We start from the raw sequence: 18,920 nt of genomic DNA on the forward strand, positions 1-18,920 counted from the left end.
GCAGCAGATGTTCTTGCGCTCTTGCGCGAGCAGTCGCAGCCAGAGGTACTGCGCCTGGTTGGTGTCCTGATATTCGTCGACCAATATATATTTGAAGCGCTGCTGATAGGTTTCGAGGACGTCGCGGTGCGTCCGCAGGATCGTCAGCATGTGCAGCAGGAGATCGCCGAAGTCGCAGGCATTCAATGCCTTCAGCCGTTCCTGATAGCGCGCGTAAAGCTCGCCGCCGCGGCCGTTGGCATAGGCCTGGCTTTCGCCGGCATCGATCTGCGCCGGGGTCCAGCCCTTGTTCTTCCACTGGTCGATCAGCCCGGCGAGCTGGCGCGCCGGCCACCGTTTCTCGTCGAGATCGGCGGCGGTGATCAATTGCTTGAGCAGGCGCAGCTGGTCGTCGGTGTCGAGGATCGTGAAATTGCTTTGCAGCCCGACGAGTTCGGCATGGCGGCGCAGCATCTTGGCGCCGATCGCGTGGAACGTGCCGAGCCACGGCATCCCCTCGACCGCATCGCCTACCAGCCGCCCGACACGCTCGCGCATCTCGCGCGCGGCCTTGTTGGTGAAGGTGACCGACAGGATTTCCGACGGCCAGGCGCGCTTGGTGTAGAGCAGGTGTGCGAGGCGGGCGGTGAGCGCGGCGGTCTTGCCGGTGCCCGCGCCTGCCAGCACCAGCACCGGGCCCTCGGTGGTCAGCACCGCCTCGCGCTGCGGCGGGTTGAGGCCGCGCAGATAGGGGGGATCGTCGGGGAGGGATGCCGGTTGGGTCACGCGTGAACACTTAGGGAACGCGGCTTGTGCGGGCAACCGTGCGGGCGCATCGTGCGCGATAACTTATCGGGGGACCGCCATGCGCCGACTGATTCCGCTGACCGCGTTGCTGCTGGGGGCGGCGGCGCCCGCGAAGGTCGACATGGCCGCCGCGATCCTGCCGCCCCCGGCCGCGCCGGGGAAGGCGGTGCTGCCGTTCGTCAAGGAGGCCGCGGGCAAGTTGGCGCTCCGCCACGTTCGCATCATAGACGGCACCGGCGCCGCGCCGCTGGTGGACCGCACGCTGCTGATCGACGGCGGGCGGATCGCGGGCATCCTGCCGGGCGATGCGCTGCCGGGGGCGGACTATCGGGTTATCGACGCGACCGGCAAGAGCGTGATGCCCGGCATCGTCGGGATGCACGACCACCAATATTATATCGCGCGGCCCAATCTGACCGCGGAAGGGCGGAGCGAGCCGCCGTTGATGGTGCCGCAAATGACCTTCTCGTCGCCGCGCCTGTACCTCGCGAGCGGGGTCACGACGCTGCGCACCACCGGCAGCGTCGAGCCCTATACCGACCTCAACATGAAGGCAGCGATCGACGCCGGCACCTTGCCCGGGCCGCACATGGACGTGACCGGGCCGTATCTCGAGGGATCGGGCAGCCCGTTCCTCCAGATGCACCCGCTCAAGGACGCCGCCGACGCCGCGCGGACGGTGAATTTCTGGGCCGATCAGGGCGCGACCAGCTTCAAGGCGTATATGAATATCACTCGCGCCGAGCTGAAGGCGGCGATCGACGCGGCGCATGCGCGCGGTTTGAAGGTGACGGGGCATTTGTGTTCGGTGACCTACCCTGAAGCCGCCGCGCTGGGGATCGACGATCTGGAGCATGGCTTCTGGGTCAATACGCAACTCGATCCGGGCAAGGCGGCGGACGTCTGTCCCGACAGCGACGGCGGGCCGACACTGGCGGCGATGACCCCCGATAGTGCCGCCGGGAAGGCGCTGATCGCGTTGCTGGTGGCGAAGCATGTCGCGGTCACTTCGACGCTGCCGGTGTTCGAGGCGGCATCGCCGACGTATCGGACGCTGCCGCCGCGCCAGCTCGAGTTGATGTCGCCCGAGGCGCGGACCGACTATTTCTACGTCCGCACCCGCGTCGCGACCGCGTCGCCTGAGCGCAAGGCGGCGCAGGCGACGCTATGGGCCAACGAACTGGCGATGGAGCGCGCGTTCGTCGCGGGCGGTGGGCTGCTGATCGCCGGCCCCGATCCGACCGGGGGCGGGCAGGTGCTGCCCGGCTTCGGCGACCAGCGCGCGATCGAATTGCTGGTCGATGCTGGGTTCTCGCCGATCGAGGCGATCCGGATCGGGACGCTCAATGGAGCCGTGTATTTGGGATTGGATGGCCGCATCGGATCGATCACCGTCGGCAAGGACGCCGATCTGGTGCTGGTCGACGGCGATCCGTCAAAGGCTATCGGTGACATCGAGAAGGTCGTGACGGTGTTCAAGGATGGGGTGGGGTACGATCCCGCGGCGCTGCTGGTGTCGGTGCGGGGGCGGTATGGGCAATATTGATGAGGGAAGGGTGGGTCCGGCCCATCACCGAATGTTGCCGAGGCCTCAGCAGATTGCCATGTTCGCCGCATGACTGACGGCGATCTGCAAATCATCGCGCCGAACGTGAGATATTGGCATCCCTCCGACGAGCGAGCCTTTTTCGAATGGCTCGACCGTATGCCCTGTGTCCGTGACTATCATGGTGTGGTCCGTGACTTGTTCATCAATTTCAGACGCTTCCCCACGCATGACGACCTTTGGGAGATCATCGGCTTTTGTCGTCGTTATGAGATTGATTTGGCACAGCTTGCGAAGTTTGTGACCGACGAAAACAGCCGATGGCTTCCCGATGAAATCTCATGGGATCCATCGCAGGCGGCAGAAAGCTAATCAACCGCAGCCGCCGGCAAAGCCGTCGGCCGGATCGGGCTGAAGCCCGTCCGCCGGCCGTGCGGGGCGTTGCGCTGCGCGCAGCGGCGCGGGCGTCGCCGCGCCTTCGCCCCGCACAAAAAAACGGGGCGGCCCTGGACGGACCGCCCCGCAGTTCGGGGAGATCGGCCAAGGGGGATAAGGCCGATCAAGATCGCGGCGAGCAAGGGGAGGACTAGCCGCGACGCATCCTAAATAGGCGCGGTTTGTCGCGGTTCAATGTCGCAATTGTTGCAATTTGTCGCAGCCCCGCTCGGCTACCAGGAATTGACAATGGTGACGGTGAGTGGATCGGAGTCCGGCGCCGAGACGGTCGGTTTCGGGCGTGGCGTGACCCGCCGCGGCAAGACGCCCGGAGCCGGCGCCGATGGGCCGACCGGCGGCATCACGGCGACAGGCGCCGGCGAGGGTGACGGCACCGGATCGATCCTGAGCGCGGTCTCGCCCGGCGATGCTACCGGTTTCGGCCGATCCGACGGGAAGACGAGCGACGCCGCGATCACGCCGATCGCCACCGCGCCGAGCAGCCCGGCGGCCGCGACGATCCACAGGCGAGCGTGACGCAGGATCGTCCGATCGCTTATTGCGGCGTTCCGTCCGATGGCGCGGCGGGCGGGGGCTGACTTGGTTCGCTCGCGGCGGTCCCCGGCGGATCGCCGTCGGCGGGGCCTTTGAGTTCGGGTGGGTCGTCTTTGGTAGGCGCGGGTTCGCCGCTTTGCGATCCGACCGTATCGGTCGACGGCGGAGCGGGGTCGGCGGGCTGGTCGGCGACCTGTTCGTCGGCCGTCGAGGGCCGCGGTGCGTTGGCGTTGGCGGTCGCCGCCGTCGTCGTGGATGCCGGGGCCGCACCGCTCATGCGGAATGCGACCAGGCCCAAGACAAGCCCCGCCGCGACGACCAGCGCCAGGATGACCGTGAACTGACGATCCTTCATTCGATTCCTCATTCGATAGGTCTTGCGCGCGATCCTTAAGCCGCAGTGGTGAAGATTTCGGCAATTCCGGGGCGATGCAGCGGTGGGGGAGCGTCTATCTATAAGACGGCCGGGTCACCCGCATTGCTTGCGGCATGGGTCGGCGCTGGACATGCCAAGCGAAGCTGTTGCCTAAATACAACAGCGCCAAAGCGGATGTTTTCACTCAACGGAGAGTGGTTAACACCCGATTCGGAAAAGTTAACAAATAGTTAATTTTTAACGGTTTTCGGTCAGGAGGGCTGCTGGTTTTGCCGATCCGACCGCACCGGATAAAGAGCGGCCCGCCTCCGCTGGCATCTCGTTGTTAAAACGAGGAAAACCAGCGGGAAGCGGGCCGTCTAAAATCGCTTACCAGGGGCGAACTTGATCGCCGTGGATAAGCGCAATGATAAACGCGAGCATTGCTTTACTCCTAATGCGCCCACCCCGGGCACAGGACGATTGTTAATTGAAATTTAACCAGAAAGCAATCGATCTCGCGCTGCTGGTGCGCGTTACCTCGTCCGATTTGCCCCGCTTAAGAGTTCCTTCAGCCGTGTTCTGTATCGCCGGACCTATGGCGCGCGTTCGCATACCGATTAGTCCTGCCGTCGAACCGGCTCGCCGGTCGAGCCGCGCCGGCGGCGAACGCGGCCGCCATCGCAGCGTCGTGCCGCCGGCTGAGACGTCGCTCGCCAAGCCGTGGATCGCCCAGGCGTTACTGCAACTGACCAACCAGGCGACGCTTCGTCGCGTACTTGGCGTGGCGCGTTCCAACGACGTCGCAATCGATATTGCCGACCGCGTCGTCGCGCTGATGCCCGATGCCGCGGTGACGGTGGTCGGGCGGTGGACGATCGAGGTCGAGGCATGTGTCGGCGACGCGGCCGAGCTCGACGCGTTCGCCGCGGCATTGACGGCGGCGGTTGCCGAGCCGTTCGATCTCGACGGCGAGCACCACGCGATCGACCTGGCGATCGGCATCGCGGCGGGACCGCCGGGGTCGATCGACGACGTCCGCCTGGCCGAAGAAGCCGAGGATGCGCTCGGCCAGTCGCGGATCGAACACGGACCGGTCGTCCGCGACCTGTCGCAGGCCGATCCGATGGTCGGTGCGCTGGCGCTCAAGCGCGATCTGCCGGGCGCGATCGATCGCGGCGAGATGTTCCTGCAATACCAACCCAAGGTCCACGTGCGCCGCCAGGAAGTGGCGAGCGCCGAAGCACTGGTGCGCTGGCGGCACCCGGTGCGCGGGCTGATCCTGCCGAGCGATTTCATTCCGCTCGCCGAAAGCACCCGCGACATCGACCGGTTGACGCTGTGGACGATCGAACAGGTGATCACCGACCAGCGCCGATTGCGCGACGAAGGTCAGGACATCACGCTCTTCATTAACATCTCCGGCCAGCTGTTGAGCAACGCCAAGTTCGTCAAGCGCGCGTGCGAGATCGTCAGCGCGTCGGACGCATCGCTGGGCTTCGAGATCACCGAGACGTCGGTGATCCGCGATCCGGTCAGCGCGATCGCCAACCTCAACATCTTCGCCGACCACGGCATCGCGATCGCGATCGACGATTATGGCGCCGGCCTGTCGAGCCTGGCGTATTTGAAACAGCTTCCCGCGCAGGAGTTGAAGATCGACAAGATGTTCGTGCTGCAGCTTACCAGCAGCAACCGCGACCCGCTGATCGTCCGGTCGACCATCGACCTTGCCCACGCGCTGGAGATGGAAGTGACCGCCGAAGGGGTCGAAACGCCCGCCGCGCTGGCGCTGCTCAGCGTCATGGGGTGCGACATGATCCAGGGCTATCTGATCAGCCGTCCGCTCGAGATCGAGGCATTCTGTCATTACATGCGCGATCACAGGGACGCCGCCTTGGTCGATTCGGCGCGCGCGACGTTCCGAGCGGGCGTTTTCCGCCGCGTCGCCTGAAGGCTTAGCGTCGTTTTAATGGGTAGGCGCCCATGATGCGCGCGATGAATTTTCGTCTCGTCCATCTCCTGACTTTTCTTCTCGCAGCGATCCTGGCGGGCCTTACCCCCGCGTCAGCGCAATCGGGCGGTTCGGCGAACTTCGAAGCCGCTGTCGCCAGCGCGCGCGCGACAATGGTCAGCGATCCCAAGCAAACGATCGCCACGGCAAAGGCGGCAAAGAAACTCGCCGGCCAACTTCCCGGCGCGGAGCGCGTTGCTGGCGTCGCGACGGCGCAATGGCTGGAGGGGGAGGCGCATCTCCGGCTCAACGATCCGGCAGCCGCCGGCCCCTTGCTCCAGTCCGCATTCGCTGCGCTCAAAGACGGGCCGGCGACCAAGCTGAAGGGCGACGTACTGCGCTCGCTCGGCGGCTATCACGCCGCAATCGCGCAGGTGGCGGCGGCGCTGACCGATTACCAGGCGGCGTATAAAATCTATCTTTCGATCAACGACACGCGAAGCCAAGCGCTAGCGCTGCTGTTTATCGCGGGGCTGTATCAGGACGCGACCGATTACGCGTCGGCGCTGAAATATTACAATCAGGCGCTGGAGACGTATCGCGGCGACCCGCAATTGCTGGTCGGCATGTACAACAACCGCGGCGACATGCTGAAGGAACTGGGCAAATATGCCGAGGCGGAAGCCGATTTCAGAGAAGCGCTGAAGCTCGCAAAGTCGCTCGACAGCGTCGTCATCCAGGGTCAAGTGCTGCGCAATCTGGCCTGGACCCAGTTGCGCGCCGGTGAGGTCGAGTTGGCGGCGCAGACCGTCGCACAGGGCTTTCGCCTGCCGCGCGACCGTGACAGCGCAGGATCGGCCGCCCTGTTCTGGTCGGTCGCGGCGCAAGTATCGTTGCAGCGCGGCAACGTCGAGGAGGCGCGGACGCAGATCGAGCGAGCGTTCGCCGACGTCAATGTCACCGAACCGACCATGGTATGGTGGCAGGCCCACAAGACCGCGTTCGACATCTACAAGAAGCTGGGCATGACCGACCGGGCGCTGGTTCATCTCGAAGCGCTCAAGTCGCTCGATGACGACAGCAACAAGGTCGCGGCGTCGGCGAATACCGCACTGAAGGCTGTCGAATTCGACACCGCCAACAAGGAGCTCAAGATCGCCAAGCTCCAGGCCGACGACATCAAGAAGCAGCTGGATTTCGAGCACGCCAGCGCACGAACGCGATTCTGGATATTCGCAGGATCGGGGATCACCGCGGTGATCATCATCGGCATGCTCGGCTTCGGCCTGGTCACGATCCGCAAGAGCCGCGACCAGGTGCGTGCCGCGAACGTCGATCTCGAATCGACCAATGCCGCGCTGGGTAAGGCGCTGGCCGCCAAGACCGAGTTCCTCGCGACCACGAGCCACGAAATCCGCACGCCGCTCAACGGCATCCTCGGCATGACGCAGGTGATGCTCGCCGATCAGCGGCTCGACGATGCGACGCGCGACCGCATCGGCGTGGTGCACGGCGCAGGCGTATCGATGCGCGCGCTGGTCGACGACATCCTCGACGTCGCCAAGATGGAGACGGGCAACCTCACGATCGAGCGCGCGCCGGTCGATCTGCCCGCGATGCTCAGGGACGTGTCGCGGATGTGGGAGGAGCAGGCACGCGGGAAGGGACTGGGGTTCGAGCTCGACCTCGCCGCAGCACCGCCGCGGATCGAGAGCGATCCGGCGCGGCTGCGCCAGGTCGTGTTCAACCTGTTGTCGAACGCGCTCAAATTCACGCAATCGGGCACGATCCACGTCTCGTCGGGCGTGATCGCCGGCGCCGAGGGCGAGCAAGTCACGGTCGTGATCCGCGACAGCGGGATCGGGATTCCGCGCGACAAGCTCGAAATGATCTTCGAATCGTTCCGCCAGGCCGATGCCGGCACCACGCGTCAGTTCGGTGGCACGGGCCTCGGCCTCGCCATCTGCCGCAACATCGCGCGGGCGATGGGCGGCGACGTGACGGTCGCCAGCGAAGAAGGCGCGGGGTCCACTTTCACGCTCTCACTGCCGCTGATCCGGCTTGCCGAGGAAGCGCCGGTCCCCGCCGAAAGCGACGCCGCGGCGTTGCTGATCGTCGACAAGAACCCGATCAGCCGCGCAATGTTGAAGACGCTGTTCACGCCGCGCGTGGCGGCGGTGAAGATCGCCGGATCGATCGACGAGGCGGTGGCGGCGATCGCCGCGGGCGGGATCGACCGTGTGCTGATCGACGAGGCCACGGTCGCGATGAACGGCGATGCCGAGGAGGGCGTCCGCGCGCTTGCCGGCGTACCGGTGTCATTGTTGTGGACCAATCCGGGCGAGCCGGACTACGTGCGCTTTGCGGCGGCTGGGATCGACCAGCTGATCGCCAAGCCGATCGCGGGTGCCGCGCTGGTGCAGGCAATCGTTACGGCAACGCAAAATGATGATATTGATAGTCGGGCCGCTTAGGGTGATAGGGGATCAAGCCATGCTATCCGATACCCTAGCCAGCGCGAGTCCCGAAGGGCGTCGCCAATGAACGTCATCTTCATCGAGGACGACCCGATGAACCGGCGCGTCGTCGGCGACATGCTCGACGTGGCGGGCGCCGCGATGACCGAGGCCGAGAACGGCGAGGTGGGGCTGAAGCTGATCGACGAGCGCGATTTCGACATGGCGCTGATCGACCTGCGCATGCCGGGCATGGACGGGATCACCGCGATCAAGCAAATCCGCGCGCGCGGCGACGCCAAGGCGAAGATGCCGATCATCGTCGTCACCGCCGACACCGCGCTCGACCTGCGCGAGCGGTGCATCGCAGCAGGGGCCGACGAAGTGCTGTTCAAGCCGGTCGCGATGGACGCGTTGTTCGAAGCGATGGGCCGCATCCTGGCGGGCGGCGAGGGGGACGTCATTCTTTAGGCTGTGCCGCTGGAGGCCCGACCGGGAATCGAACCCGGGTGCAAGGATTTGCAGTCCTCTGCGTCACCACTCCGCCATCGGGCCCCGATGCGGCAAGGCGCGGGGCATTGCGCACGGTTCCGCTCCAAGTCAACCATCGCGCCGCCTAACCAACGCAAATTAGATCAGTCTGCCGCTTGGCGTGGGCGTGCCCGCACCATATAGGGAACACGCGGCACGCAGTGTGTTGCATAAGTAAAACAGTTATGCGAATGAGCGGGCTATGAGCGATCCGGCGGCCGACATCACCAGTTTCGAGGCGATGCGCCATGCGATGGTGCAGAGCCAGTTGCGCCCCAACGCGGTCAACGACCCGCGCGTGGTGGTTGCGATGGCGACGGTCGCGCGCGAGAAATTCGTGCCCGACAGCGCGCGCCGGCTGGCCTATCGCGATACCGCGGTCGCGATCGGCAACGGCCGCCAGATCAACGTGCCGATCGCGACGGGCAAGTTGCTGACCGAGGCGTATCTGTTGCCGGCGGACAAGGTTCTGCTGATCGGCGCGGCGGGCGGCTACACCGCGGCGGTACTGGCCGGGCTGGTCGCATCGGTCGTGGCGGTCGAGAGCGATAAAGATCTTGCCGCGCACGCGAAAAGTGCGCTGGCGGGCCTCGCCAACGTCAAGCTGGTCGAAGGGCCGCTCGAAAAAGGCTATGCCAAGGGCGCGCCGTACGATGTGCTGATCGTCGATGGCTGTGTCGAGCAACTGCCCGATACGCTGGTCAGCCAAGTCGCGCCGGGCGGCCGGATCGTCGCCGGGATCGTCGAGCGCGGGGTGCGGCGGCTTGCCGCGGGCCGCGCGGTCAAGGGCGGGTTCGGGCTCAAGCCGTTTGCCGATATCGATTGCGTCGCGTTGCCGGGTTTCGCCGCGCCGCGCGGCTTTGCCTTCTAACCGAAGTGGGGATTTGATGCGCGTTTCTGTTTTACTCGCCGGGGTGGCGTTGATCGGCGTGGTGGCCGGGCCGGCCGCCGCCGACACGCTGCGTGAGGCGCTGGTCAAGGCGTACAACACCAACCCCAGCCTGGCCGCGGCGCGCGCCAGCGTGCGCGCGACCGACGAAAACGTGCCGATCGCCAAGTCGGCGGGGCGCCCGTCGCTGACGCTCAACGGCGGGTATACCGAAAACGCGCTCAACAGTTCGAACTCGCTGCTCAACCCGGACCGTCAGGCGCAGGCCAACACCCAGCTGACCATTCCGATCTTTCGCGGCGGCCGGGTGTCGAATTCGATCAAGGGCGCCGAAGTCCGCTCCGACGCCGCGCGCGACCAGTTGCGCGGGACGGAGTCCGACCTCTTTGTGGGCGTCGTCGGCGCGTACATGGATGTGATCCGCGACGAGGCGATCGTCGGGCTCAACAAGGAAAACGTGAAGGTGCTGGAGGTCAACCTCCGCGCCGCCAAGGACCGCTTCCAGGTCGGCGACTTGACGCGCACCGACGTCGCGCAGTCCGATGCGCGCCTCGCGATCGCGCGCAGCCAGTTGGAGACCGCGCAGGCGCGGCTGATTTCGAGCAAGGAAAGCTATATCCGCTTCGTCGGGACGCCGCCCGGCGTGCTTGAGGATCCGCCCGCGCTGCCGAACCTGCCGGCGTCGGCCGACGCCGCGGTCGATGTCGCGCTGAAGAGCAATCCCAATCTGCTCGCCGCGGTGCGCGCGGGCGATGCCACGCGCTACGACGTCAGCGCGGCGCGCGCCTCGCGGCTGCCGACTTTGTCGGGCGTCGTCGGGGGCAATTATTTCAACTATCTCGGCTCGTTCGGCACGGGCACCAATCCCAAGCCCGGCCAGACGGGTACGTCGGGCACGGTCGGCGCGCAGATCACCTTGCCGCTCTATCAGGGCGGATTGCCCTCGGCGCAGATTCGCCAGGCGCAGGAGCGTCGCGCGCAGGCGCTCGAGACGGTGACCGACACCGAACGCGCCGTCATCGCGCAGACTCGCTCGGCCTTTGCGATCTGGCGCTCGTCGCTCGAAGTGATCGCGTCGTCGCAACGCGCGGTCGAAGCCAACAAGCTGAGCCTCGAGGGCGTGCGTGCCGAAAACAGCGTCGGCAACCGCACGATCCTCGACATCCTCAACGCCGAGCAGGAATTGCTCAACAGCCAGGTGACCCTCGTGACAGCGCAGCGCGACGCCTATGTCGCGGGCTTCGCCTTGCTGTCCGCGATGGGCATGGCCGAGGCGCGCGACCTCGGGCTCGACGGCGGCGTGCTCTACGATCCGCTGACCAATTATAACAAGGTCAAGGGCAGCTGGAGCGATTTCGGGGGCAATCCCGAGTACAAGCCGACCGGCACGACCACGCGCAACACGCCGGCGCAGGATTCGACGCAGGGGCGTCCGCTCGACCCGAGTTTGAACGCACCGGTTGACATCGCACCGGATAGTCCCGCAAACGACGACAAGAAATAGCCTCGCATTTGCGGGGTTTGGTCGCGCGAGGAAGCTACATATGGGGGATGTAAGCGCCGAACCGTCGATGGAGGACATCCTGGCCTCCATCAAGCGGATCATCGCCGAGGACGTCGAGAGCGGCGGCCCGGTGCGTACCCGCCGTCGTTCCGTGCCCGCGCCCGCGCCGGTCGAGGATTTCGCCGACGATGACGACGATGTGCTCGAACTGAGCGAGCAGGCGCCCGAGCCCGTCGCGGCCGAGCCCGTTGCTCCCCAGCCCGTCGCCGATCCCGCGCCGATGCCGATGTCGCAGCCGGTCGCTGAAGCCACACCCGTCGAAACGATCGTCTCCGCCCAGACTGCCGAGGCCAGCCGCGCGCCGCTCGACACGCTGTCGAAGCTGGTGGTGAAGCCCGAGGTGCCGGGCGCCGATACGCTCGAAGGGCTGGTGCGCGAGATGCTCAAGCCGATGCTCAGCACGTGGCTCGACAGGAATTTGCCCGAACTGGTCGAATCGATGGTCGCCAAGGAAATCGCGCGGATCACCGGCGGGCGCTGAGGCGCAGCCTCTTTCCGCCGTCACCCTGAACTTGTTTCAGGGTCCAATTTTCCACCCACAATGCCATCGTTTTTTTGCACGATGGATGCTGAAACAAGTTCAGTATGACGGTGGTGAGATAGTTGCCCGCGCAACTTCCTTCTGCTCTATCGTCGCGCTGATGAAAAAGCTCCTGCTCGCGAGCGTCGCGCTCGCCTCCGTCGCTGTCCCCGCCACCGCGCGTCAGCTCACGATCGATGACGTGACGATGCTCAGCCGCGTCGCTGCACCCGCGGTGTCGCCCGACGGGCACTGGCTGGTGTGGCAGCAGCGCGAGACCGACATCGCCAAGGATAAGGGACGCTTCGACCTCTGGCGGCTCGACCTGAGCACCAAGGGCGCCAAGCCCGAGAAGCTCGTCGCCGACGCCGCGATTAACGAAACCGCGCCGCAATTCTCCGCCGACGGCAAGACGGTGTTCTTTCAATCGGACCAGGGCGGCGAGGACAATGTCTGGTCGGTTGCCGTGACCGGCGGCACTGCGGTGCAGGTCACCGACCTCAAGGGTGGCTTGGGCGGGTTCAAGGTTTCGCCGGCGGGCGACAAACTGCTGATCTGGGCCGATCGCTTGCCCGGCGCGCCGAGCAGCGAGCCCGCGATGGTCAAGAAGGCCGCCGATGCGGGCAACGGCAAGACGTTCGACCGGATGTTCGTGCGCCACTGGAACGCCTGGGCCGACGGCAATCGCTCGCAATTGTTCGTGCTGCCGCTGACGGGCGGCAAGGCGAGCGGATACGGCAAGGCGATCGAAGGCGCGCTGGTCGGCGATACTCCGTCCAAGCCGTTCGGCGGCGGCGAGGAAGTGTCGTGGAGCGCCGACGGCAAGACCGTTTTCTTCGCGTTGCGCGAGGCCGGGCGGATCGAATCGCTGTCGACCAACCTCGATATCTTCGCCGCGCCCGCCGACGGTTCCGCCGCGCCGGTTAATCTCACCGACGCCAATGACGGGATGGACAATCTCCCCACCGCGTCGCCCGACGGCAAATATCTCGCGTATTTTGCGATGAAGCGGCCTGGCTACGAAGCCGACCGTCAGGTGCTGATGCTGCGCGATCTCGCCAGCGGTCAGACGCGCGCGCTGACCGAAAGCTGGGACCGCTCGGTCGGATCGATCGCCTGGTCGCCCGACAGCAAGACGATCTACGTCACCGCCGAGGATACGCAGGAAAACCCGATCTGGTCGGTGTCGCCCGCGACCGGCAAGGTCGCGCGGCTGACGCAGGAAGGCAACGTCACCGCCGTCGTCCCCACCGCGAAGGGCTTGCTGTTCGCGATGAACTCGCTGACCGCGCCGGACGATTTCTACTGGCTCGCGGGTAAGAAAACGACGCGGCTGACCAGCGTCAACGCCGACAAATTGGCGGGCATCGACATGCCGACCGTCACGCGGTTCAGCTTCACCGGCGCGAACAACGACAAGGTGTGGGGCTATGCGGTCAAGCCCGCCGGCCTCGCCGACGGCGCCAAGGTGCCGATGGCGTTCATGGTCCATGGCGGGCCGCAAGGGTCGAGCAACAATAGCTGGTCGTACCGCTGGAACCCGGCGTTGTTCGCGGGCGCTGGCTATGGCCTGGTAGCGATCGATTTCCACGGATCGACCGGCTACGGCCAGAAATTCAGCGACGACATCCGCAACAATTGGGGCGGCTGGCCGCTCGAGGACCTCAAGAAGGGCTTCGACGCCGCAACGGGCAAGTTCGCCTGGATCGACGGCAACAATGCCTGCGCGCTAGGCGCGTCGTACGGCGGCTATATGATGAACTGGATCGAGGGGCAGTGGCCCGACCGCTTCAAGTGCATCGTCCAGCATGACGGCGTGTTCGATGCGCGCGCGATGGCGTACGAGACCGAGGAACTCTGGTTCGACGAATGGGAGCATGGCGGGAAAGCCTATTACGAAGACCCGCAAGCGTTCGAGAAATGGAACCCGGTTAATTACGTCGACAAGTGGAAGACGCCGCAACTCGTCATCACGAGCGAGGGCGATTACCGCATCCCCTACACGCAAGGCATCGCCGCGTTCACCGCGCTCCAGCGCCGCGAAATCCCGTCGCGGCTGGTCGTGTTCCCCGGCGGCAGTCACTGGGTGCTCGCGCCCAAGGAAAGCCGCCAATGGTATCGCGAAGTGCTGGGGTGGCTCGGTAAGTGGACGGGGAAGAGCGCTCAATAACTCTTCCGTCATGCCGGGCTCGTCCCGGCATCCACCAGCCCGCAAACTTCGCGTGAGGTTGTTTTGCGGTGTGGTGGATCCCGGGACAAGTCCGGGGTGACGGACTGGGAGTAAGTTGGCTAAGGGCGGTCATATGACCACCGAACTCCCCAAGACCTTCGACCCCGCCAAAATCGAAACCCGCTGGTACGCGCATTGGGAGACCAGCGGCCAGTTCCGCCCCGATCGCCCGGGCGCTGAGCCGTGGACGATCGTCAACCCGCCGCCCAACGTCACGGGCTCGCTGCATATCGGGCACGCGCTCGACAATACGTTGCAGGACATTCTCGTCCGCCACGCGCGGCTGAAGGGCAAGGATGCGCTGTGGGTGGTCGGCACCGACCATGCCGGGATCGCGACGCAGATGGTGGTCGAGCGCCAGATGGCCGAGCGCCAGCAGAAGCGCACCGATTTTTCGCGCGACGAGTTCGTGGCGAAGGTGTGGGACTGGAAGGCCGAGAGCGGCGGCGAGATTACGCAGCAGCTTCGCCGGCTCGGCTGCTCGATGGATTGGGCGAACGAGCGCTTCACGATGGACGAGGGCTTTTCGAAGGCCGTGCTGAAGGTGTTCGTCGATCTCTACAATCAGGGCCTGATCTACCGCGACAAACGCTTGGTGAACTGGGACCCCGGCCTCGGCACCGCGATCAGCGACCTCGAAGTCGAGACCAAAGAGGTCAAGGGCAGCTTCTGGCACATCCGCTATCCGCTCGAGGACGGCAGCGGGTTCATCGAGGTCGCGACGACGCGGCCCGAGACGATGCTCGCCGACATGGCCGTCGCGGTGAACGAGAAGGACGAGCGCTACACGCATCTGGTCGGCAAGAAGGTGCGGTTGCCGATCACCGGCCGTCTGATCCCGATCATCACCGACGACCACGCCGATCCCGAACTCGGATCGGGCGCGGTGAAGATCACACCTGGCCACGATTTCAACGATTTCGAGGTGGGCAAGCGCGCCGGGTTCAAGGCGGGCGAGATGCTCAACATGCTCGACGCCAAGGCGCAGGTGACGCAGACCAGCGACGGGCTGATCCCCGAAGATTTGCTCGGCATCGACCGCTTTTGGGCGCGCAAGCTGGTGGTCGAGAAGCTCAAGGCCGAGGGCTTCCTCGTCCCGCACATCGACAAGGAAGGCGCCGAGCACGACGCCGAGCCGCGCACGATCCAGACGCCGTATGGCGACCGTTCGGGCGACGTGATCGAGCCGTGGCTGACCGACCAATGGTATGTCGATGCCGAGACGCTGGCGAAGGGGCCGATCGAGGCGGTGAAGTCGGGCGCGATCAAAATCGTACCGAAGAGCTGGGAGAAGACCTTCTTCAACTGGATGGAGAACATCCAGCCGTGGTGCGTGTCGCGGCAGCTCTGGTGGGGGCACCGGATCCCGGCTTGGTTCGGGCCGCGATTGTTGAAAGATGAGTTTAACTATGACTCCGATCGGATGATTTTCGTGGCCGAGGATGCGGACTCGGCCAAGGAACAGGCACGAAAATATTATGCGGGCTGCGGCAAGCATGAAGAGGTTGTGATCGCAGGCAGCGATCAGCAACTGCCGCAATTGCTAGCTGCCAATGCAATATCCGGAAGCCGCGATCAGTCGATATATCTTTGGCAAGACCCGGACGTCCTCGACACCTGGTTCTCGTCGGCGCTGTGGCCGTTCGCGACGATGGGCTGGCCCGACGATACCGACCCCAAGCTCCACGGCCGCTACCCCAATGACGTGCTGATTTCCGGCTTCGACATCCTGTTCTTCTGGGATGCGCGGATGATGATGCAGGGGATGCACTTCATGGGCGATGTGCCATTCCGCACGCTCTATTTGCACGGGCTGGTCCGCGCCGCCGACGGGCAGAAGATGTCCAAATCGAAGGGCAATGTCGTCAACCCGCTCGGGCTGATCGACCGCTACGGCGCCGACGCGCTGCGCTTCTTCATGGCGGCGATGGAGAGCCAGGGCCGCGACATCAAGATGGATGAGAAGCGCGTCGAGGGATACCGCAACTTCGCCACCAAGCTGTGGAACGCGGCGCGCTTCTGCCAGGCAAACGGGATCGGCGCGTCGAAGACGATCGAGGCGCCAGAGGCGGCACTTGCGGTCAACAAATGGATCATCGGCGAGACGATCCAGACGGTGCAGGCGGTCGATCTGGCGCTGGCGGATTACCGTTTCGACGGCGCGGCGAACGCGATCTACCAATTCGGCTGGAGCCGGTTCTGCGACTGGTATCTGGAGCTGATCAAGCCAGTGCTGGGGCAGATGGATTCGCCCGCGAGCGGTCCAGAAGCCGACGAAACGCGCGCGGTCGCGGGCTGGGTGCTCGACCAGATTCTGGTGATGCTCCATCCGTTTATGCCGTTCGTTACCGAGGAATTGTGGTCCAAGCTCGGCGCGCGTGAGTATGACCTGATTGTCGCGAAATGGCCGATGGCCGACGCGCGCGCGATCGATCCGGAGGCGGGTCGGGAGATCGACTGGTTGATCAGGCTGGTGAGCGAAGTTCGGTCGAGCCGGACTGAACTCAATGTGCCGCCTGGCGCGCGTGTCCCATTTGCGGTGCGCGATGCCAGCGATGAAACACGCGCGCGACTGGATCGCAATAGGGCTACTTTGGCGCGTCTCGCGCGGATCGAAGAAAGCGTGGCGATTGGCGGCGAGGCGCAAGTTGTCGTCGACGAGGCGACTTATGTTCTCGCGCTGGGCGACTTCATCGACCTCGACGCCGAACGCGCGCGCCTTACCAAAGCCATCGAAACCGCCGCCAAGGAGCGCGACTCCCTAGCCGGTCGCCTCGACAACGCCAGCTTCGTCGAACGCGCCAAGCCAGAAGCAGTTGAAAAGGCCCGCGCCGACCACGCCGAGAAATCGGCCGAGGCCGAGCGGCTGACGGCGGCGCTGACGCGGTTAGGCTAATCTAGCTCGCAGACATCAAAGCTTGCATCCGCGCTTGCCGTCGCCCGCCTCGATGACGGTGAGCAGCGTCTTGGTCAGCGCCCCGGCGGCGTCGGCGACTTCAGGCGGCGTTCCCGGTTCGCTGGCGTGCGCGAGTTCCTTCAACGCTGCCTTGAGGTTGACGCAAGGCTTCTTCGAGCCGCCGAATTTGCCCGCCAGCCCGTCATAGCCGGCACAGACCTGAAGCTGCGCGCCGAGCGCCCAGCGCGGTTCCTTACCGTATTCGTGCTTGATCTGCTCGCCGGTGATGCCGTCGCAGGCGACGCCGAAGCTCCGCTTGGTGAGCGTGCCGTCCGCCGCGTCGTCATAAACCTTGGCCATCAGCAGGCTGCGCGCCGACCAGGTCGCGGCGGCATCGGGGGTGAATTGCGTGTCGCCGGCCAAGACCGCCGTCGCCATGGTCGCCGTCGCCAGCATGCCCGCCACATAGAGTTTGCGCATCGAGGCTCTCCCAAGAGTTTCAAGGCGGGTAGCAGCGCGCCGCGAGGCGGCATTGGACGGAGCGGACATATGACGAGGGGCCGCCGCGCATTGCCGCTGTCTATGTTGGATTTGCTCTGGCATGGAGCGCGCATGTTCGCGCCGGCCGCCACGTTCGTTCCCTCGTCGTCCGCGCAACAATCTTTCCCGAGTTGGAAATCATTTTGCGCGTTTCGCAGGAAATCTGCGAAGCCAAGCGGGAAAGCAGGCTGATGCCGCCGCCGCGCCCACCGAATCGCCGCGACCTCACCCTCGGCCCGATCGGCCCGACGTTGCTCGCGTTCGCGCTGCCGACGCTTGCTTCCAACATCCTCCAGTCGCTCAACGGGTCGATCAACTCGATCTGGGTCGGGCGCTTCCTGGGGGAGAGCGCGCTGGCCGCGACCAGCAACGCCAACATCATCATGTTCCTGATGTTCAGCGCGGTGTTCGGCTTCGGCATGGCGGCGACGATCCTGATCGGCCAGTCGGTCGGGCGGCACGATATCGAGGCCGCGCGGCGCGCGTTCGGGTCGGCGGTCGGGCTAGTGGTCGGTGCGGCGGTGGTGATCGCGGTGACCGGCTGGCTGTTTACGCCGCAGATCCTGCGGCTGCTCGCGACCCCGGGCGAGGCGCAGAACATGGCGCGCGATTACCTTCGCGTGATCTTCCTCGGGTTGCCCTTCTCGATGCTCGGCGTGCTTATCCAGATGTCGTTGCGCGGCACCGGCGATTCGCTGACGCCGCTCTGGTTCATGGCGCTGAGCGTCGCGATCGATTCGACCTTCAACCCGCTGCTGATCGACGGCATCGGGCCGTTCCCGAAGATGGGGATTGCGGGGTCGGCGACGGCAACCTTGCTCGCGGGGATCGTCTCGTCGGCGGGGCTGTTGATCTACACCTATCGGCGCGATTTGCCGATCCGGCTGCGTGGGCACGAATTGCGCTACCTACTTCCGGAAGCGGCACTGGTCCGCACGATCCTGGCCAAGGGCTTGCCGATGGGCGCGCAAATGCTCGTCATGTCGACTGCCGGGCTGACGATGATGGGGTTGGTCAACCGGCTCGGCGTCGACACCGCCGCGGCCTATGCGGTGTCGCAGCAGCTGTGGACCTACATCCAGATGCCGGCGATGGCGATCGGCGTGGCGGTGTCGAGCATGGCGGCGCAGAATATCGGTGCGGGCAAATGGGATCGCGTCGGCAGCATCACGCGCGCCGGGATTATCTACAATTCGATCATCACGCTGACCGTGATCACCGCGATCATCCTGTTCGATCGCCAGGTGATGGCCTTGTTCGTCGGTAGCGAGAGCCCGGCAATCCCGATCGCGCGGCATATCCAGCTGATCTCGTCCTGGACCTTCGTGATGTTCGGCGCGACGATGGTGCTGTTCTCGACCGTGCGCGCGAACGGCGCGACGGTGCCGCCGTTGATCATCCTGGCGATCGCTTTCTATCCGGTGCGGCTCGCCTTCGCGGTGTGGGGGCAGGCGCTGATCGGCACCGACGCCTTGTGGTGGGCATTCCCGCTCGGCTCGTCGGTGTCGTTGACGCTGGCGGCGCTCTATTACCGCTATGGCCGGTGGCGCGAGCAAGTGATGATCGTGCCGCCCGAGCCTGCGCGCGCCGAGGAACAGGCGCATGGCGACGGCGAACCCGCGGGGCGCTTGCACCCGACGGGGTGAAGGGGCATTTGGCCGCC

The 18,920-nt window shown here is 65.2% G+C and carries 15 protein-coding genes and 1 tRNA gene; 12 read left to right on the plus strand and 4 right to left on the minus strand.

Annotated features, from left to right (window positions below):
- Positions 1-765: ATP-dependent helicase (locus JWM94_RS06910; RefSeq protein ID WP_299424146.1), on the minus strand; the 765-nt coding region annotated here is incomplete at its 3' end.
- A gap of 79 nt (positions 766-844) precedes the next feature.
- On the opposite strand from JWM94_RS06910, the gene JWM94_RS06915 reads away from it, so the two are divergent.
- The 3 genes from JWM94_RS06915 to JWM94_RS06925 all read left to right on the plus strand — a co-directional run bounded on the left by JWM94_RS06915 (position 845) and on the right by JWM94_RS06925 (position 3,304).
- Positions 845-2,332, plus strand: coding sequence for an amidohydrolase family protein (locus JWM94_RS06915; RefSeq protein WP_299424149.1), 1,488 nt, complete (start codon positions 845-847; stop codon positions 2,330-2,332).
- A gap of 69 nt (positions 2,333-2,401) precedes the next feature.
- Entirely contained in the window at positions 2,402-2,704 is a 303-nt protein-coding gene (locus JWM94_RS06920; RefSeq protein WP_299424151.1) for a hypothetical protein, read from the plus strand.
- Between the two features lie 312 nt (positions 2,705-3,016).
- Positions 3,017-3,304 carry a hypothetical protein gene (locus JWM94_RS06925; protein ID WP_299424153.1) on the plus strand — a complete coding sequence of 96 codons (288 nt, stop codon included), beginning with the start codon at positions 3,017-3,019 and terminating at the stop codon, positions 3,302-3,304.
- A gap of 19 nt (positions 3,305-3,323) precedes the next feature.
- On the opposite strand, the gene JWM94_RS06930 is transcribed toward JWM94_RS06925, so the two are convergent.
- Entirely contained in the window at positions 3,324-3,677 is a 354-nt protein-coding gene (locus JWM94_RS06930) for a hypothetical protein (RefSeq protein ID WP_299424155.1), read from the minus strand.
- 598 nt (positions 3,678-4,275) lie between these two features.
- On the opposite strand from JWM94_RS06930, the gene JWM94_RS06935 reads away from it, so the two are divergent.
- The 3 genes from JWM94_RS06935 to JWM94_RS06945 all read left to right on the plus strand — a co-directional run bounded on the left by JWM94_RS06935 (position 4,276) and on the right by JWM94_RS06945 (position 8,558).
- Entirely contained in the window at positions 4,276-5,631 is a 1,356-nt protein-coding gene (locus tag JWM94_RS06935) for an EAL domain-containing protein (protein ID WP_299424158.1), read from the plus strand.
- Between the two features lie 44 nt (positions 5,632-5,675).
- The gene (locus JWM94_RS06940; RefSeq protein WP_299424161.1) at positions 5,676-8,105 is read left to right on the plus strand and encodes an ATP-binding protein; all 2,430 of its coding nucleotides are present in this window, start codon (positions 5,676-5,678) and stop codon (positions 8,103-8,105) included.
- A gap of 66 nt (positions 8,106-8,171) precedes the next feature.
- Positions 8,172-8,558 (plus strand): response regulator, encoded by a 387-nt coding sequence (locus tag JWM94_RS06945; RefSeq protein WP_299424164.1) that lies wholly within the window; start codon positions 8,172-8,174, stop codon positions 8,556-8,558.
- A 10-nt stretch (positions 8,559-8,568) separates the two neighbouring features.
- Here the strand turns inward: JWM94_RS06945 and JWM94_RS06950 are convergent.
- A tRNA-Cys gene (locus tag JWM94_RS06950) sits at positions 8,569-8,642 on the minus strand.
- A gap of 178 nt (positions 8,643-8,820) precedes the next feature.
- Between JWM94_RS06950 and JWM94_RS06955 the strand changes: the two genes are divergently transcribed.
- From JWM94_RS06955 to JWM94_RS06975, 5 genes are all read left to right on the plus strand, one after another.
- Positions 8,821-9,489: a protein-L-isoaspartate O-methyltransferase gene (locus tag JWM94_RS06955; RefSeq protein WP_299424166.1), complete on the plus strand. Its 669-nt coding sequence runs from the start codon at positions 8,821-8,823 to the stop codon at positions 9,487-9,489.
- Between the two features lie 16 nt (positions 9,490-9,505).
- On the plus strand, positions 9,506-11,011 hold the full coding sequence (locus JWM94_RS06960) for a TolC family outer membrane protein (protein ID WP_299424169.1): 1,506 nt from the start codon (positions 9,506-9,508) through the stop codon (positions 11,009-11,011).
- A 40-nt stretch (positions 11,012-11,051) separates the two neighbouring features.
- Positions 11,052-11,552: a DUF2497 domain-containing protein gene (locus tag JWM94_RS06965; protein ID WP_299424171.1), complete on the plus strand. Its 501-nt coding sequence runs from the start codon at positions 11,052-11,054 to the stop codon at positions 11,550-11,552.
- 160 nt (positions 11,553-11,712) lie between these two features.
- On the plus strand, positions 11,713-13,761 hold the full coding sequence (locus JWM94_RS06970) for a S9 family peptidase (RefSeq protein WP_299424174.1): 2,049 nt from the start codon (positions 11,713-11,715) through the stop codon (positions 13,759-13,761).
- A 133-nt stretch (positions 13,762-13,894) separates the two neighbouring features.
- The gene (locus JWM94_RS06975; RefSeq protein WP_299424176.1) at positions 13,895-16,717 is read left to right on the plus strand and encodes a valine--tRNA ligase; all 2,823 of its coding nucleotides are present in this window, start codon (positions 13,895-13,897) and stop codon (positions 16,715-16,717) included.
- Between the two features lie 15 nt (positions 16,718-16,732).
- Here JWM94_RS06975 and JWM94_RS06980 read toward each other — a convergent pair whose 3' ends face one another.
- On the minus strand, positions 16,733-17,197 hold the full coding sequence (locus tag JWM94_RS06980) for a hypothetical protein (RefSeq protein ID WP_299424179.1): 465 nt from the start codon (positions 17,195-17,197) through the stop codon (positions 16,733-16,735).
- 251 nt (positions 17,198-17,448) lie between these two features.
- Between JWM94_RS06980 and JWM94_RS06985 the strand changes: the two genes are divergently transcribed.
- Positions 17,449-18,903 (plus strand): MATE family efflux transporter, encoded by a 1,455-nt coding sequence (locus tag JWM94_RS06985; protein ID WP_299424181.1) that lies wholly within the window; start codon positions 17,449-17,451, stop codon positions 18,901-18,903.
- The last annotated feature ends 17 nt before the right edge of the window (positions 18,904-18,920 follow it).

Source organism: Sphingomonas bacterium, assembly GCF_028289855.1.
GTDB lineage: Bacteria > Pseudomonadota > Alphaproteobacteria > Sphingomonadales > Sphingomonadaceae > Sphingomonas.